Origin of the sequence: Gilliamella sp. N-G2 (assembly GCF_002142215.1) — a bacterium.
Lineage (GTDB): Bacteria > Pseudomonadota > Gammaproteobacteria > Enterobacterales > Orbaceae > Gilliamella.
Window position 1 is genome coordinate 110120 of record NZ_NAST01000001.1, and the last position, 16964, is coordinate 127083.

At 32.4% G+C, this 16964-nt stretch carries 21 protein-coding genes and 2 pseudogenes; 13 read left to right on the forward strand and 10 right to left on the reverse strand.

Features of this window, described 5'->3' with window-relative positions; all coding sequences use genetic code 11:
- Positions 1–173: 173 nt before the first annotated feature.
- Genes msrB through msrA form a run of 3 tightly spaced genes read right to left on the reverse strand, consistent with a single transcriptional unit; the run spans position 174 to position 1753 of the window.
- Positions 174–611, reverse strand: coding sequence for a peptide-methionine (R)-S-oxide reductase MsrB (msrB, locus tag B6C99_RS00505; RefSeq protein WP_086358027.1), 438 nt, complete (start codon positions 609–611; stop codon positions 174–176).
- A 59-nt stretch (positions 612–670) separates the two neighbouring features.
- Positions 671–1201 carry a cytochrome b gene (locus B6C99_RS00510; RefSeq protein ID WP_086358028.1) on the reverse strand — a complete coding sequence of 177 codons (531 nt, stop codon included), beginning with the start codon at positions 1199–1201 and terminating at the stop codon, positions 671–673.
- A gap of 3 nt (positions 1202–1204) precedes the next feature.
- Positions 1205–1753: a peptide-methionine (S)-S-oxide reductase MsrA gene (msrA, locus tag B6C99_RS00515; RefSeq protein WP_086358029.1), complete on the reverse strand. Its 549-nt coding sequence runs from the start codon at positions 1751–1753 to the stop codon at positions 1205–1207.
- A gap of 153 nt (positions 1754–1906) precedes the next feature.
- On the opposite strand from msrA, the gene B6C99_RS00520 reads away from it, so the two are divergent.
- Positions 1907–2179, forward strand: a complete 273-nt coding sequence (locus B6C99_RS00520) for a DksA/TraR family C4-type zinc finger protein (protein ID WP_086358030.1) — start codon at positions 1907–1909, stop codon at positions 2177–2179.
- 66 nt (positions 2180–2245) lie between these two features.
- Here the strand turns inward: B6C99_RS00520 and B6C99_RS00525 are convergent, their stop codons facing one another.
- Positions 2246–2908 carry a DUF421 domain-containing protein gene (locus B6C99_RS00525; protein WP_086358031.1) on the reverse strand — a complete coding sequence of 221 codons (663 nt, stop codon included), beginning with the start codon at positions 2906–2908 and terminating at the stop codon, positions 2246–2248.
- Positions 2909–3052: 144 nt separating this feature from the next.
- Between B6C99_RS00525 and B6C99_RS00530 the strand changes: the two genes are divergently transcribed.
- Positions 3053–3610 carry an endonuclease V gene (locus B6C99_RS00530; protein ID WP_086358032.1) on the forward strand — a complete coding sequence of 186 codons (558 nt, stop codon included), beginning with the start codon at positions 3053–3055 and terminating at the stop codon, positions 3608–3610.
- 120 nt (positions 3611–3730) lie between these two features.
- Here B6C99_RS00530 and B6C99_RS13295 read toward each other — a convergent pair whose 3' ends face one another.
- Positions 3731–3874, reverse strand: a complete 144-nt coding sequence (locus B6C99_RS13295) for an HPP family protein (protein WP_216819325.1) — start codon at positions 3872–3874, stop codon at positions 3731–3733.
- Between the two features lie 110 nt (positions 3875–3984).
- Between B6C99_RS13295 and B6C99_RS00540 the strand changes: the two genes are divergently transcribed.
- From B6C99_RS00540 to B6C99_RS00575, 8 genes and pseudogenes are all read left to right on the forward strand, one after another.
- Complete coding sequence (locus B6C99_RS00540; RefSeq protein WP_086358033.1) at positions 3985–4677, forward strand: DNA alkylation repair protein; 693 nt, start codon at positions 3985–3987, stop codon at positions 4675–4677.
- Between the two features lie 7 nt (positions 4678–4684).
- On the forward strand, positions 4685–5617 hold the full coding sequence (locus B6C99_RS00545; protein ID WP_086358034.1) for a DUF1848 domain-containing protein: 933 nt from the start codon (positions 4685–4687) through the stop codon (positions 5615–5617).
- Positions 5618–5950: 333 nt separating this feature from the next.
- Positions 5951–6793, forward strand: a complete 843-nt coding sequence (locus B6C99_RS13590; protein WP_172400304.1) for a methylated-DNA--[protein]-cysteine S-methyltransferase — start codon at positions 5951–5953, stop codon at positions 6791–6793.
- A 738-nt stretch (positions 6794–7531) separates the two neighbouring features.
- Positions 7532–8743: an MFS transporter gene (locus B6C99_RS00555; protein WP_086358035.1), complete on the forward strand. Its 1212-nt coding sequence runs from the start codon at positions 7532–7534 to the stop codon at positions 8741–8743.
- A 750-nt stretch (positions 8744–9493) separates the two neighbouring features.
- Positions 9494–9838: a TetR/AcrR family transcriptional regulator gene (locus B6C99_RS00560; protein WP_158092409.1), complete on the forward strand. Its 345-nt coding sequence runs from the start codon at positions 9494–9496 to the stop codon at positions 9836–9838.
- Positions 9839–10192: 354 nt separating this feature from the next.
- Positions 10193–10551, forward strand: a pseudogene (locus B6C99_RS00565) (MmcQ/YjbR family DNA-binding protein).
- Between the two features lie 65 nt (positions 10552–10616).
- Positions 10617–10982 carry an ester cyclase gene (locus B6C99_RS00570; protein WP_158092410.1) on the forward strand — a complete coding sequence of 122 codons (366 nt, stop codon included), beginning with the start codon at positions 10617–10619 and terminating at the stop codon, positions 10980–10982.
- 56 nt (positions 10983–11038) lie between these two features.
- Positions 11039–11665 carry a hypothetical protein gene (locus B6C99_RS00575; RefSeq protein WP_086358038.1) on the forward strand — a complete coding sequence of 209 codons (627 nt, stop codon included), beginning with the start codon at positions 11039–11041 and terminating at the stop codon, positions 11663–11665.
- Between the two features lie 166 nt (positions 11666–11831).
- On the opposite strand, the pseudogene B6C99_RS13605 reads toward B6C99_RS00575, so the two are convergent.
- From B6C99_RS13605 to B6C99_RS00600, 5 genes and pseudogenes are all read right to left on the reverse strand, one after another.
- A pseudogene (locus B6C99_RS13605) lies at positions 11832–12665 on the reverse strand (SDR family NAD(P)-dependent oxidoreductase).
- Between the two features lie 145 nt (positions 12666–12810).
- Complete coding sequence (gene aroD, locus B6C99_RS00585) at positions 12811–13575, reverse strand: type I 3-dehydroquinate dehydratase (protein ID WP_086358039.1); 765 nt, start codon at positions 13573–13575, stop codon at positions 12811–12813.
- A 107-nt stretch (positions 13576–13682) separates the two neighbouring features.
- Positions 13683–14555: a shikimate dehydrogenase gene (locus tag B6C99_RS00590; protein WP_086358040.1), complete on the reverse strand. Its 873-nt coding sequence runs from the start codon at positions 14553–14555 to the stop codon at positions 13683–13685.
- A 22-nt stretch (positions 14556–14577) separates the two neighbouring features.
- Complete coding sequence (locus B6C99_RS00595; protein WP_086358041.1) at positions 14578–14913, reverse strand: hypothetical protein; 336 nt, start codon at positions 14911–14913, stop codon at positions 14578–14580.
- A gap of 140 nt (positions 14914–15053) precedes the next feature.
- Complete coding sequence (locus tag B6C99_RS00600) at positions 15054–15401, reverse strand: hypothetical protein (RefSeq protein WP_086358042.1); 348 nt, start codon at positions 15399–15401, stop codon at positions 15054–15056.
- 377 nt (positions 15402–15778) lie between these two features.
- Between B6C99_RS00600 and B6C99_RS13315 the strand changes: the two genes are divergently transcribed.
- The 3 genes from B6C99_RS13315 to B6C99_RS13325 all read left to right on the forward strand — a co-directional run bounded on the left by B6C99_RS13315 (position 15779) and on the right by B6C99_RS13325 (position 16890).
- Positions 15779–16030, forward strand: coding sequence for an MFS transporter (locus tag B6C99_RS13315; protein WP_216819329.1), 252 nt, complete (start codon positions 15779–15781; stop codon positions 16028–16030).
- 115 nt (positions 16031–16145) lie between these two features.
- Positions 16146–16508, forward strand: coding sequence for a hypothetical protein (locus tag B6C99_RS13320; protein ID WP_216819330.1), 363 nt, complete (start codon positions 16146–16148; stop codon positions 16506–16508).
- Positions 16509–16665: 157 nt separating this feature from the next.
- Positions 16666–16890, forward strand: a complete 225-nt coding sequence (locus B6C99_RS13325; RefSeq protein ID WP_216819331.1) for a hypothetical protein — start codon at positions 16666–16668, stop codon at positions 16888–16890.
- Positions 16891–16964: the final 74 nt, after the last annotated feature.

Consider the following 16964-nt stretch of genomic DNA (forward strand, 5'->3'; position numbering starts at 1 on the left):
GCATATACAATGCTCTGATATATGCCAATATTATCTTTCATATCAAACAAGCAAAATGTTCACAGCAAATATAAGCAAATTTACTTATATATTTGTTTATTTTAAGTAGAAATTCATTCAGGTATTTTATTTTTCAGCATCTATTAATTTGATAAAAGATCCATTAAATTAATTTATTTAAATAGCCTTAAATATTCACCATAACCTTGGGTTTCAAGTTCTTCTTTCGGGATAAATTTCAACGCAGCAGAATTAATACAATAACGTAATCCACCTAACGCTGCAGGACCATCAGTGAATACATGACCAAGATGGGAGTCAGCCTTTGATGAACGCACTTCTATCCGGTTCATGCCGTGACTGTTATCTTCTTTTTCTATAATTTGTTGCTGATTAATCGGTTTAGAAAAACTGGGCCAACCACAGCCAGAATCAAACTTATCTAATGACGTAAATAGTGGTTCTCCTGAGACGATATCGACATAGATACCTTCCCGATGGTTGGCATTGTATTGGTTGTCAAATGGGGGCTCAGTGCCATTTTGTTGAGTAACATGATATTGCATAGGTGTTAATGCTGCTATAGCCTTATCTTTCATTGATTTATTCATGATTTATCTGCCTCACATTACGTTATAGATGCTATAATATTAGCAATTTTAAATTTATGTTAATCGTTACTGCTTAACATTGATTCCAGTACTTTATCTTTAAGCCAAAAATAATGATACAACGCACCTAATATATGAATAATAACCAATATTGCTAAAGTGTAAACACTGATTAGATGCATTGAATGAAACATTTGATGTATTGAATTTGGCATAGCTATGGCCGGAACAGATATTAGACCAAAGACATTTAAATCTCGGCCACTCATAAAATAACCAGATAGCGGTACAATAAGCAGTAAAATATAGATGAATCCTTGAGTAGATTTAGACAATATCCGTTGTAGTTTTTGTTCTTTAGGTAAAACATCAGGTACACCTTGGTCTCGAATTACTATTATTCGCCATATCATTAATAGCAAAACAACAACGCCCAAAGATTTATGCAATAAATAAACAATTGGCATACCACCTAAAATATTCGACATTGTCACTTTAGCTAAAAGCAATAAAGTAACAATCACGATTAACAAGGCAGATGACCAATGGATCCATTTTTGTTTATTGCTATACTGTGGATAACTTTGCATTGCTTACTCACTTTTTGTTGCAGGCTTATCTTGCCAATTGTTAGCAATAAAATTGGCTCGTCCAGATAAGCGATAATAACGGTTATAATGTTCTGGTTGTTTTTTATAGTAATCTTGATGATAATCTTCTGCCGGATAAAATGTTGTTGCTGGCTCTATAGCAACATTAATGGGATGATTAAATCGTTTACTTTCTTCTAATGTTTGTTTAGATGCGATTGCTTGCTGCTGTTGAAATTTATTATGATAAAAAATCACCGATCGATAAGAATCTCCCCGATCAGCAAATTGTCCTTGTGAATCAGTTGGATCAATTTGTTGCCAAAAAATTTCCAGTAATTTTTTATAGCTGATCATAGTTGGGTCAAACGTTATCTGTACAGCTTCAGTATGGCCAGTATTGCCGTGGCAAACTTGTTGATAAGTTGGATTTACTGTGTGGCCTCCCGTATACCCAGAAATCACACTAATCACACCTTCATATTTGTCGAAAGGTTTTACCATACACCAAAAACAACCACCGGCAAATGTTGCTTGTTCATATTGTTGCATAAAAACCTCCAATTAAATGATATTAATAGAAATGATCTTTATTTTAAAACACAACACTTACTTTTGCTTGATAGATATGCGGTTATATTACTTGAAACTGTTCAGATAATCACCATATTATTAATCTAATGTAATTGTTTAGGAGGTGAAATAATGGCTAGTGGCTGGGCATCTGATGATGCTGTTAACCAACAAATCGAAAGCACAATTATTGATGCTATTGAACTTGCCAGACGCCAACTAAAACACGATAAACCAAGTGCTGATTTTTGTGTTGAATGTGGCGAAACTATTGCAAAAGCACGACAACTTGCTCTACCCGGCGTGCAATATTGTTTGGCGTGTCAGCAAGAGGTAGATAAGCAATTGGCAAAATCCGCCATGTTATATAATCGTCGTGGCAGTAAAGATAGTCAACTTCGATAATAAGTTTCCAATAAGAGGGGCGTCGAGTTTCACCCCTCTCACCCTTTTATTTTGTATTTTTAGTCATTATTCTTTACTCTCTGATTTTGACTTACGAACATCATCGTAAGGGTAAACCAATAATTTATCGTCAAACCATTCTGCACAAAAGATTTCTTTGATATCTTTATATCCTTGCTTTTTAATTTCATGCTTAAGCCAAGTCTCACTTTTATGAAGTTGTTCAAGATTGTCTTGGCTAATAGCCCCATTTTCAATCACTAATACCGCGATATCTTTATCGCCTTTTTTGATAATAGTTAAAGAGCCATTTAATTCGTACCAAACTTGTTTTAATTCACTAAATGCGCAAATACCTTGAATATTAATTAACGTTTCGAAATCTCTAACTGGTAAATTTGCTTTAATAAAATTGTCAGATAGCAGATGACCATTTTTAACCAGTTGTATAGGTTCACCGTCGATGGCATCGCGTAATTTTGTGTTTTTAGATTTGATGAATCGAACTAAAATAAGCAGTCCCGCCCAAATCGCTACGGCTCCAGCTGATTCCCATGCTGAAACATTAGCATTGAGTAACGTTCCCCCTACCAACGCACCAATAACCATGCTACCAACTTGATCTAATTGCGACATTGGCGCTATTTGGCTTTTACCTGATAATTTAACGTAGATCAATAAAATAATAAGTGCAACTAAGAATTTTGGTGCCATTTCGAGTAAATACATTACTAACCTCCTAGTGTCGATCTAATTTAAACGACCAATGTTTTTGGCGTAATTGGATCAATAACAGTTAACAAGATGTATCAGGAACTAAATTTTTATTTATTTGAAACAAACGACAAATTGTTTTTTAATAGTGAGATATATATGAGAGCAGTGCTATTCTACTCTAAAAAGGAATTTAAAAAAATGATACTTGCAATAGATGTTTACTATTTAGATGATAAAGCGAAAACGGTCGGTATTTTGTTTGAGCAATTTACTGATAGTATTAAGGAGATAAAATCCGTTATCACTGATTACCAATCAAATGTTGCCCCATATCAATCAGGCCAATTTTATCAACGTGAATTACCATGCATATTAGCGTTATTGTCTCAGGTCGATCTCAATACAATTGATGCGATTATTGTTGACGGTTATGTTCATTTAAATGACGGTAAGCTTGGCTTAGGTGGTCATCTATATCAATCCCTTGATAAAAAGATACCTATTATTGGTGTTGCTAAAAAGTCCTTTGCTGATAATAGTCAATATGTGATAGAAGTGACACGCGGCCAAAGTAATAAGCCGTTATATGTCACGTCATTAGGAACAGCATTAACCAAAGCAGCACAAGACATTAAATCGATGGCAGGCAAACATCGCATGCCAGATTTACTTACCTACTTAGATCAACAAACTAAGTTGTTTAAATTTGAGTAGCCTTCTCTTCACTAACAATAGATTAAGACTCTTTTTTACTACTGAACAATGCTAACCAATAAATTGGCCAATGAGTTTTATTGAAAAAATTATTAATTATATAAGCAATAGCAACTAATATTACTGCGCCAGACAATACCGGAAATAAAAGAAAATTAAATCATAATCGATATTGTCCGCAGTCAATAAAATAACCAATGGATTAGCACCGGCTGGTGGATGCACCGCTCGAAAATATTGCATTGCGACAATTGCAACCCCCATGGCTAGTCATTTTTGAGCGAAACGCAAACATTTTTTACAATATAAAGAATATAATTATCAAATAGCAAGATTCAGATTGTAATACATAATATAATTTATAAAATCATATTATGAGAGAGAAAATACGCATAGAGCTTGAAAAAATAGCAGAAGAAAATTATCGAATCTTTGCTACAAAGCTGATTCCCAATGTTGATAATTTATTAGGTGTGAGATTACCTAGACTCCGTAAAATAGCAAAAAAAATAGCACAGCTTGATTATGAATACTACCTTGCAATGGATAATCACTTATACTTCGAGGAAGTGATGTTACAAGGTATGATTATAGATGAAATTAAATTGCCATGGACTGAGCGTTCACGTTATGTGAAACAATTTATCTCTAAAATTGATAACTGGTCAGTCTGTGATAGTTTTTGTTGTGGTTTAAAGTTTGAGGTTTCAGAAAAAGAGCTTGTATGGCAATTCCTGCAGCCCTATTTTGCATCGGATAAACCATATGATATTCGCTTTGCTGTCGTCATGTTACTTTTTTATTTTGTAGATGATGAGTATGCGCAGAAAGCATTCACTTTGTTTGATCAAATAAAAAACGATGATTACTATGTTAAGATGGCTGTTGCATGGGCGATTTCTATTTACTTTCGTGAGTTGCCTACGTTAACAATGTCATACTTGCAGAAAAATCAGCTAGATGATTGGATTTATAATAAAGCATTACAAAAAATAACTGAATCTTTGAAAGTGGATTTTAATACAAAAATCATCATTCGAACCATGAAAAGAAAGAAAGAAAAATAAATAAATTATGATTATTAGTGCTAGCCGCCGAACAGATATTCCTGCTTTTTACTCTTCGTGGTTTTTTAACCGTCTAAAAGATGGTTTTGTACTGGTTCCTAATCCGAGGAATTCAAAGCAGTTAAGTCGCATTTTTCTATCACCCGATATAGTTGATTGCATTGTATTTTGGACTAAAAACCCATCTTCTATGTTAAATAAACTGGTAAAGCTTTCTGAGTATCCTTTTTATTTTCAGTTTACATTAACAGCATATCAAACAGACATTGAAAAACATCTTCCCTCTTTGCAAAAACGAATAGCAATATTCAAGCAATTAGCTGAGCAAGTTGGACAAGATCGTGTTATTTGGCGATATGATCCTATATTAATCAATACACACTATACAGTTGACTATCACATCAATTTTTTTAATCAAATTGCTTCCTCTCTTCGCGGTTACACCGATACCTGTATCATTAGTTTTATTGATGATTATCCACACATACGACAGTCTTTAATTAAAGAACGAATCATACAATTAGAGTTAGCTGACATATTAAATCTATGCAGTTCACTATCTGAAATTGCTAGATTTAATCAACTAACTTTACAAACATGTGCTGAGGAAATAGAGTTATTGAATTGCAATATTTCTAATGGAGCTTGTATCGATAAAACACGCATTGAAAAGTTGACTGGTCGCTTATTATTGGCTAAGAAAGATAAAAATCAGCGACCGATCTGTCAATGTATAGAAAGTATTGATATTGGAACATATGATACCTGCTCTTTTGGATGTGTATACTGTTATGCAACATCATCAAAGAGAAAAGTCCTAGCTAATAGACGCCTACATAATAAATGTTCGCCTAAATTAATAGGTGATCTTCTTGAAACCGACATAATCAAAGATAAGCCAATGCACTCATTATTTACTTTGCAAAATGAATTATTTTAATAGCAAGATTCGGGTTTTTAATTGTTTAAATTTTAAATATTATAGGTTCTATCATTAATTATAATAAAAAAAGCATGAAAAGTTATCCAAAAGTGATTATTTAAAACTGGCTGATAGTGGTGCTAAAAAGCCAAATACTAATAAACAGATTCAAGTAACTACGTTGAAAAATTTAAGAAGAGAGATTGGATCTGGTACGAATTTAGGTACTGTACGCTTGTTTTTTGTGAATATAATTTGTTATTCCGAGGATTAAAACAGATTAGTCAATATTCAAATGAACAAGAACATTCCTACATTGCTTCACTGGCTAGTTGAAACGGAGTATTCATGATACAAAGACAAAAACAGATAGACTTTGCTCGAATAAGAAAAGCTATCGGATATTTGAGTGAAAACTATAAATCTCAACCGACACTTGAACAAGCAGCAGAGCATGTAAATTTAAGTTCTTATCATTTTCAACGTATGTTTTCTAACTGGGCGGGCGTTAGTCCTAAACAATTCCTAAGATATATCAATATAACTCATGCTAAAAAACTTCTAAAAGAAGATAAAGCTTCATTATTGGATACAACCTATGAGTTGGGGTTGTCAAGTACGAGCCGATTACACGATTTGTTTATTGATATTGAAGGTATGACTCCTGGAGAATATAAAAATGGCGGTGAAAACTTATCAATTAACTACAGTTTTGTTGAAAGCCCTTTTGGAAGGGCCATTGTTGCATCAACAATAAAAGGAATTTGTTATATCGCTTTTGTTGATAACGAAGAATCATCACTTAAATTATTGAAAAACCAATATCCTAATGCTCAGTACCATAAACACAGAGATCAGATTCAACAAAATGCAATAATTGTATTTACACAAGATTGGTCAAGACTAGATAAAATAAAGCTACATATCAAGGGTACTGATTTTCAACTTAAGGTATGGCAGGCTTTATTAACAATCCCTATGGGCAAACTCTCAACCTATAGCAACATAGCAAACAAAATAAATAATCCAAAAGCTAGCCGTGCGGTTGGCTCTGCTATTGGCGATAACCCAGTAGCATTTTTAATTCCTTGCCATAGGGTTATAAAATCAACAGGATTACTGGGGCAATACCATTGGGGTTGCGATCGGAAAGCCGCGATGATTGGTTGGGAAGGCGCTAAAACAGATGATTGACTACAATAAACTAGTAATAATTAAAGCTAGCTTCATAAAGAAGAAATAACTGAGGGTTTTGCAAGCACATCCTTTTAGCGTTACGATTATTTTGATCAGTATATAAACCAGTCGTTTGGTACTAAATTATACATTTGTTTGGCGCTAATTTAATTAGGTCATAATTATCAACAATCTTAACTCACTTCTTTCCATTTTGATTCAGTATTACTACCTACTTTAAAACACGTTCGTAAGACTGTTTTTTCTACACGGTTAATTAATTGCCATTGTTTTCACCTCTTTATTTTTTTCATAACAATGATCTAATAAAACCAATATTAATTAGTGCTACCTACCCAATTTTTTACATTATTGACAACAGTCATTTGAAACTTTAGCAAGATTCGGATTGTTAACAATGCTGAATGAATTTTACTATAACTTAAAAATAAACAATCGAGTAAACACAAAGAAAGGATAAATGGAAAGTGTTAAAAATAAAATTCAAAAACGCAGAAATTATAATATTTATGCAGTCAATTTTTCTATTGTAAAAGATAGACATGAATCTTTAATAGAAAATAAAAATGTATGGAAGCGATCATTAAGGTACCTATCCTTCCATACATAGATCTAATTAAAAGCTTACTTGCATATAGATGAACACGCGATTAACAGTAATATTGGCGATCGCAAATAATACATTTTTACTAAAATTTCTTATGGTAATTTACTAATAAATAATGGGAAGAGAAGATGAACAAATTGCTAATTCATAAGATTTCTTATTCAAATTTATGCGCGCAATTCTCTGAACAAATAATAATAGCCGTGCTACCGATTATAGCAGTGCTATCTATGAATGCTTCAGCAGCTGAAACCGCTTTTATACAAATGATAAATACTTTGCCTTTTCTATTACTATCGATTCCGATGGGAGTAATTGCAGATAGAGTATCTAGAAAAAAATTAATGATCATAATAGAAATAGTTCGAGCAACGGCTATATTTATATTATTTTATTTGACGTTCTCAGGGATTCTATCAATCAATAAAATTGCATTATTTGGTTTTTTCATAGCCATGGGTACCGTTATTTACAGTGTAGCAAGTCCGGCTTTAGTGGCATCTTTTGTCATAAAAGAGCAACTTATTAATGCCAATAGATCAATAGAAATTGCCAAAAGTGTGGCTTTTACAGCTGGGCCAGCTTTAGGTGGTATTCTTGCTAGTTATTTATCTGGCGGGTTAGCGTTCATCTTGGCTTTTTCGCTCTCAATAGTAAGCGCTGTTTTTCTAATATGTTTACCTAAAGAGCCACTTATAGAAAAATCTGGAAGAAATATTATTCAAGAACTCTGTGATGGTTTGATTTTTTTAATAAAAAATAAATATCTTATGCCAATAACCATAACAGCCTTTGTGTTTAATCTATCGCAATACTTGTTATTATCTATTTTTGCTTATTATGTTATCAATAATCTATCCTTTACTTCTTTTGAAGTTGGAGCTTCATTAAGTTTAATTGGTTTAGGTATGTTAATAGGATCATTTTTATACAAAATTATATCTAAAAAAATTAATTTTGGTTTTCAACTGTCTTTAGGGCCTATATCTGCTTTTATGGCTTCAATTTTGATGTTCTTAACTCTTATATATTCTGCCAAAATATTAGTTTTTGTAGCCTTTTTCTTTTTTGGATTTGGACCTATTATATGGACTATATCAACAGTATCATTAAGACAGCTAATCACGCCTAGTAATATGATAGCTAAAGTATCGTCGGTGATAATGACTGTTACATTTGGTGCTCGACCTTTGGGGGCAGCAATAGGAGTGTACATAAGTGCAAATTTTGGTGTGAAAAGTTGTATTCTTGCAGTGTTAATCGGTTTTTTAATTCAATTAATCATAATTCTTTTTTCAAAACCGTCCAAATTAAAAAATTTATCGGATGCTGAAGAATAAAAATAATATCAGTTAAATAACAATATTATAAAGGTGAGCACTGTCTAATATTTTGGCTAGGCTCACCATTTTGCCTTTAGATTTAATTATATCCTTAGGGCTCAAGTTATAAATAAAAATATAAAACTACCTATTATTTAAATTATCCCATCAACTTGATTAATTTTTTCCTTAAACATAGCCATACCCATTAAAGTTATCGATACTTCAGTTAGAACGTCTTGCCCACTGTAACCTTATTTTAAGTATTGTTCTATTTAGTCTTGGATGAAAACTAACGTAAACTATGAAGTGAAATATGTTTTTTTAAACTTAATCGATAATTACTTTTTTGCAAGTAGTTCAGGGCCTGTTTTAATTAGGTTTATCAATATTATCACTAACAATATATTCTAATAGCAGTACCTGTTGCGAGCAATGTACCTTTGATTGTACCAGCAACTGCTAATGTGACAGTGATACTGAAAATAAAATTACTCAATTTGCTCCAAAAGATGGCATCATAAATGGTGTAATTTATAAAATGACTAAAACCATTAAAAAAATAGAACCAAAACTGCCAACTAAACTTTGTAATAATTCACTATTTTTTGATTTTGTTGGCAACTTTCCCTTGCTGAAAAAAATTGATTTCATTATTCTTTATTAGACTAAATGAGTGAAAGTATGGCTGTAAACCTAAAAATGAACAACTATGTTCATTTTTGTATTAGTACAAATTTTTTCATATATCAAACACTTTGGATAAAAATGAAAAAAACATCTAAATTAATAGCGGACACCGCCGAGCAACTCTTTTATCAAAAAGGATTTGGCAATGTTGGGGTTGATGAAATTAGAGATCAATCAGGTTGTTCTAAAACAACGCTATATAAATATTTTGGTAATAAAGATAATTTAATTTTTGAAATATTGAAAATAAGAGATTCACGTTTTAAACAAAAACTTACTGAAGCAATTGCTGATCTTGATCATTATGAGTCAATTATGCAAATATTCAAATGGCACCTTGATTGGTTTAATCAAGACGATTTTAATGGCTGCTTATTTGTTAGAGCTAAAGAAGAAATTCATAACGATCAAGCAGTACAATAACTGGTAATTGAGCATAAAGAATTTATCCGCAAACTGATCCATGACCAACTGCCCAAAACGCCACAACAGACAACTTTAACCAACCAACTAATGGTGATATTAGAAGGATTAATCAATATCAGCGTTGTTTATAAAGAAAATAAATCACTTTATGATGAGATGATTCATGATAGTTTTGATTTAGTTTTAAAAATATTATCACAGCAGGACTGAATTTTATTGATAAATAATCACTGTTACATCTAGTCTGTCAATGCATATTTAATACTAAACTATAAACCATTAGTTAAACTGCTTAGTTCCATCACATAAACTAATGTTCCAATTATCTATTTAATACTCCAAGGAGTCATTATGAAAAGGGAAACGTTATTAAACTATGCCAAAAAGCAATTTCATGCAGAACCTAATTATCTTTGGAACATTTTTCCTAGGTATGCTGTATTACGGCATCACGATGATGGTGATAAGTGGTTTGCTATTGTGATGAATGTGCCTGGTACAAAATTAGGTTTCAACGATGATAAAGAAGTGGATATATTAAATGTCAAACTCAGACCAGAATATATTGGATCGTTAAGAAAAAAGAAGGTATTTTGCCCGCTTATCATATGAACAAAGAACACTGGATTAGTATTGTTCTTTCTGGACCACTAACCGATAAAGAAATATTTGATTTTCTAGATGAAAGTTATCATTTAACATCTCGTTAACCACTGCATCATTAACCTAATATAGTGATATAATACTCATTATTATTAATAAAATGGTATTTTTTATGACGAATAAAGAGCTAGTTAAACAATTTTATCAACACGTATTTATTAATGGCGAAATTGATAAAATTCCCGAATATGTTATCGAAGATTATATCCAACACAACCCTAAAGTTGAAACAGGCCGTGAAGCTTTTATTAACTTTTTTAAAAATTTTCTTCAATTAAAACCTAAATTTGAAATTATTAACCTGTGCAGTGAAGGTGATATGGTTTACATATTCCATAAATGTACTCTTGCTGATGGTAGTATTAATAAAGTATGTGATATTTTTCGCGTTGAAAATCATAAAATAGTAGAACATTGGGATGTAATTGAAAGAGGTGTAGAAAAGATACAATCACTCAATAATAATGGGATTTTTTAGTAATCTAATTATGAACTTATAGAAATCTAGATAGAAAAAGTTATAATTCAAATGTTTTGAATTCAGATATTTATGATCTTAAATGGGAAGATCATTATAAAAAAATTATAAATTCTAATCGCCAATCACTTAAAAAACGTTTAAAAGTATTACAAAAGATTAAAAATTTTTTCAATGAAGATAAATCTTTTTCAACATTTAGCGATACACAGCGACAACAAGTAGCGGGACTCAGAAAAAATAAAGAATCTGTAGGGAGATGCTTTGGTAGCATGTGCGCTGCTGGAAAACTTTATGAGCATATAAATAATAATATTCATATATCAAATGCACTTGACCATATTCCTACCACAGGAATTGTGAACAAAAAAGATTATGATAAATTTATTGAAGAATTTAAACTTGCATTTGTCGATGGTGGAGATGGAATTGCGGCTACTAGTAGATTATTAGCAATGAAACGCCCTGATTACTTTATATGCTTGAATTCAAAAAATCGAAATGGATTACGCAAAGATTTTAACTTATCTTCAAATATCAGATATGAAAAGTACTGGAATAATTTAATAACAATTATTATTTATTCTGTATGGTGGTCATCTAGTTGTCCTCGCGATAATAGTGAAAAACAGATTTGGCAATTTCGAGTGGCTATGCTTGATATTATTTATTACCAACAATAAAATTGAACTTTAGATCACTATTACAGACTCTTTCTGACAGTTATTTATCCAGGATTCTCAGTTTTTTTATTGAAAGATGAATTTGTTTTGGGATTACAACAAGAAGATGAAATAAAACCTAAAGCACCAAAGCATTATGGTGCTTTTGAACTATCTTTAAGTGATATTACAAAAGATAAAGTAGATAAAATTTATTCTGAATAGCAAATTGACGGCACCCATCAGGTCTTGGCACTAAGTCACCAAACATGATTTCATAACCGTCATCGACAACTAATTTGGCACCATTAGAGTAATCTGAGTGTTTGCTGGCTAAATATAAAACAGCATTTTCAATATCAATTGTTTCACTAATTACGACGAATAGCAATCATTCGTGTACGACCTTCTTCTACTTCTTTATCTTAATAGAATTTTTTTACAATGGAGTTTTAACAAAACATGGGCAAACAGCGTTAGAACGAATGCCAAATTGTCCCCATTCGGGAGTAATTTGTTTTGATAAACATGGAAATAGCTGCTTTCGTAGGGCTATATGCGCCACTATAGATTTCTGGCGTATGTGTAGCTACCGTTGAAATATGTACCATATGACCTGATTTCTGTTCGATCATCATACGACCAAAACTTTGAAACATTAGGAAATAACCTGTCATGTTGACATTAATGGTTAGTTGTTATTCATCAAGCGGTAAATCTTCTAACGGACAGAATTTTAAAATTGCGCAGTATTGAATAAAACATCACAGAGACCAAATTGTTTTTTGACTAAAGCAACAGCATCGTCAACACTTCTTTCATCAGTTTATTACAAGCCAACCCTATCGCTTTAATACCATATTTTTAGATAATTCAGCGGTATAATCTTGGCATTTGGTTTCATTAAGATCAATGAGTACTAAATTTGCTTTCTGTTTAGCAAATTTCGCCCCCCATGCCACCTAACCGCACCAGTGATAAAGCACATATCACTCTCTAAACCTAACCAATTATTATTCATACAGACCACTAATATTATCTTTATATGGGTCATTGTTATTTACGGTTAATCATTTCGACTTGACGGTTTATATCTTTGACTTACTTCACGACAAACTTTTTAATCACTTAATCTTTTTAGATTATTTGTAAGAAAGTCATTATTTTTAAGCTAAACTTCTATGTAAAATATTCAAAATTTGTCTTAGCTCTTTAACATCAAGCTGCCCAGGTGCTGAAGCATTTTTTGCTGCGCCGAAGGTAAGGTCAGAACCAAAGGTTTCACCAGCAACTCGACTAATTGCGCCTTTTCCTGCCATTGACATGGTAATGAGTGGTTTACGCGCATATTTGTCTTTCATTTCAGCTGTTGCGGCCAATAAGTTAATGACATCTTCACGCGAACGCGGCATTACTGCGATTTTAGGAATGTCTACACCGAGATCTTGCATTTTGCGTAATCTTGCGACAATTTCATCTTTTGCTGGTGTCTTATCAAAATCATGATTTGAAGCAATAACTAAAACGTTATGTTGATGAGCTAATTCAACAATTTCTTCAACATATTGATCACCAGTGAAAACTTCGATATCGACAAGATCTATCAAGCCAGTTTTAATCATCTGTTTATTTAGATTGATATAAAATTCCACCGGAGCTGGATAGACACCGCCTTCATTAGCGGTTCGAAATGTGAATAAAATTGGTTTGTGACCAATGATTGCGTGTAATTTGTTTGCTGTTTGTTTTACTTTTTCAACATCATCAACATTTTGAAAATGATCCACTCGCCATTCAACCATATCGAAATCGATTTGCGTTAAAAATTCAGCTTCATTTACTAACTCTTGTTCTGTTTTACCTACAATTGGAACGATAATCTTAGGCGCTCCAACGCCTATATCTAAACCTTTTACTGTAATCTTTGTCATCTGATCACCAATTTATTTTTTTCTTTACTCTTAATCAAAATTATTAAGAGGATAATTTATGCTGATATTAATATTTATATTAATTATATTAAGTTAACTAAAATTTTTTAGTCATTAAAACCCATTTTTTCTTTTACATAATCAATCGGAGCATCTTGTCCTGTCCAAATTTTTATTTGTGCATGACCTTGCCATAACATCATTCCGATACCGTTTAAAGTTTTACAACCTTGGGCTTCGGCAATTTCCAGTAATTTTGTTTTACGTGGGCTATAAATACAATCGGTTACAACGAGATCTTTCCTTAACATGCTAGGATCGGTAATCAGACTCTGTCCTTCTAACGGTTTCATACCGACACCAGTAGCATTGCATAATGCGGCACTTTCAGCAATTTCTTGACGCAATTTAGCTTGATCATCTAAATCATAAACCGTGGCTTTACAATCAGTTTTTTCATTGATTCGCTTAGCTATTTCAACAATTTTATCAAAGCACTCATCTTTTTGGTTGAAAATAGAAATCGCTTTAACGCCGTCGAGTGCAGCCTGTACAGCAATAGCGCTTGCGGCACCACCACCACCAAGTAATGTCATTTTTTTACCAATAATATCAACACCTGCCTCTTTTAATGAACGCATGTATCCCATTCCATCCGTGTTATATCCGGTTAGAACACCGTCATCATTAGAAATGGTATTACAAGCGCCAATAAGCTCAACAGCCGGTGTTAATTTATCTAAATATTGGCAGACCAGTTGTTTATTTGGCATTGATACCGCACTACCTCGTAAACCTAATGCGCGTAATCCTTTTATCGCATCAGGTAATTTTTCTTGTGTCACCTCAAAAGCTAAATAGACATAAGGAACGTCTAGTTTAGAATAAATTATATTTTGCATTTTCGGTGATAAGCTATGTCGAATTGGATAAGCCATTAGTCCGATTAATAAAAAATGTCCATCGATGTTTGCTCTCATACTTCTCTCCAATTAGTTATTATTAAGATTCAGCGACTTGTTTAAGTAATTTTTTGGTATCTTCAAGATACATTTTAGCTCGTTCAATTGGAGAATGACTCAACGCAAATTCATCATTACAACATTCAATTGAAATCGGCATTTCTGGTAAAGCTTTTAATAATGATACTAAATCAATGCCGCCACGTCCCGGTGATAATCGATAATTTCTTGCCTGATAAAGTAATCCTTCGGTATCTTTTGGTTTCTCTTTAGTTCCATCGCATAATTGCATATAGCGCCAACAATCCTTAGGTACTTTCTGCAAGTCCTCCAGAGTATTAGCTCCACGATCAAAATGCAATGGATCAATAATCATACCTTAATTGTTTTGGTTGGCGACTTTGAATAAGTCTACCCCAGAATTAACGGTAGGAATATCAGTTCAAGGTATTGGTTCAATGTTGATTGCAATACCTAATGGCGCTGAAATTTCACATAATCGTGCAAAATTATCAGCTAAACTATTTTTATCAGAATCATTACCGGCCCTAATAATACTTGGCTTGCACCTAAACAAATCCCTGTTTCTAATACTGGCAAAAAATTGATAACTCGGGTATCTGGTTTAAGCCGAAAAATTTCAATATATAAAACTTTGATACCTATCTCTTTTAATCGTCTCTCGACTTCCCGAATTAATGGTGTATCACCAACTGTCGCATAAACCAGCTCAGTAGGTGTGGCAAGAATAAGCCTTAAACCAACATGAATATAATCAGTTTCTGCAGCCAGAATAACTTGCTTTGCGGGAGATACATCTAAAACCATTAACGCCGCAAGCCCTATACGGCGTTCAATTGCCATGCAATTTCCCTGAAATTTTAAATAATTTAGCTGAATTTAGTAAAAATAAAAAGCTAATAATGAAAATAATAAAACATTTTATCTATAGATTTTGTTGTTTTAATTTATTTTGTTATAAATTTAAACATAATAAATAAAATAATCGCTAAAATTATTTAAGTATGATTATGGAATGAAGAAATTAAAAAAATCTATTCTACTGATTTATAAATAAAAATAAATAAATCCATATTAATTATTCATTAATCAGAAGCTAGTTAAATTATTCAAAAAAGGATGCACTAAAAAAATAACTATATCACCACTTCGATATGCTTATACATGAACTATTTTGTTCATGATATGGGGCAATCATTCTAACTCAAAATATGGACTCTTTGGCTAATCGATTAAATACCGACAGTGCGGGGATTGCTTATGTGATCTCTGGTTTGGGGATTGGGCGATTAATTGTTTTGTTTTTTATGGGTGCACTATCAGATAAATTTGGTCGTAAACCTTTCGTATTTTTAGGAGGTTTATTTTATATAGGCTTTTTGCTTGGCATTTTGATTAGTCCAAATCTCCAAGTCGCATTTATGTTTGCTTTTTTAGGTGGTATTGCTAATTCAACGCTAGCCCAGCATTAATGGAATCATTTCCTAAGTAGGCCGGAACAGCATCAATTTTAACCAAAGCGGCCATTGCTGGTGGACATTGTGTTACCAATTGTGATGACCATGATTATCGTTTCTAATGCTTATTATGGTTGGTCATTCCTTTTTTGCGTTTGCTATTTTAGCCCTTAATGCTTTAGCTGTATTAGAAATGCCTTTCCCAAATCATAAACAACCGATAGCTAAACAAATTGCAAAAGAATCCGTAGAACAAGATGCAAAACCATTACCAAAATTAAAACAAAAAGCTAACTTTGGGATTGAAGGTGTTTGTTTTATCATTATTAGTTATACATCAATCGCGACAATTTATTTAGTATCAATATGGTTACCTAAATTCTCAGAATCGGTTGCAATGATGAGTCCTTCAGCATCTGCTCAAACTATTAATTATTATGTTATTGGAACATTAGCCAATGTTATTTTGGCCTCAATATTAGTTAAAAACTAGATTCGTTCGGTTTATATAGTGTTTTTTTATCCTTGTTTATCAGCAATTATATTGTTCATTTTATTCTTATTCCCTTCGGCCTACTTTATTTATTGCAGGTGGTTTTATTTTAGGATTTACAGCAGCTGGGGGAGTTTTACAATTAGCATTAACCACCATGTCAGAATTTTATCCTGAAGGTAAAGGTAAAGTCCTTGGTATTTTCTTTACCTCTTCTAGTTTAGCTACTTTCTCTATACCAGTTATGACCAGAATTATTTCCAAAATCAGTATCGCTAATATTATCTTGTTTGACACCTTTATCGCGGTAATAGGAGCAATTTTAGCATTGGTGATTATTGCTAGATATCATAAAATTTTTGAACTACTAAATCGTAAATAAGATTGTGTTATCAATTACAATCAACAATTATTAACGAATAAAAAGCCACAAATATGCTGAATCAGACTTGTGGT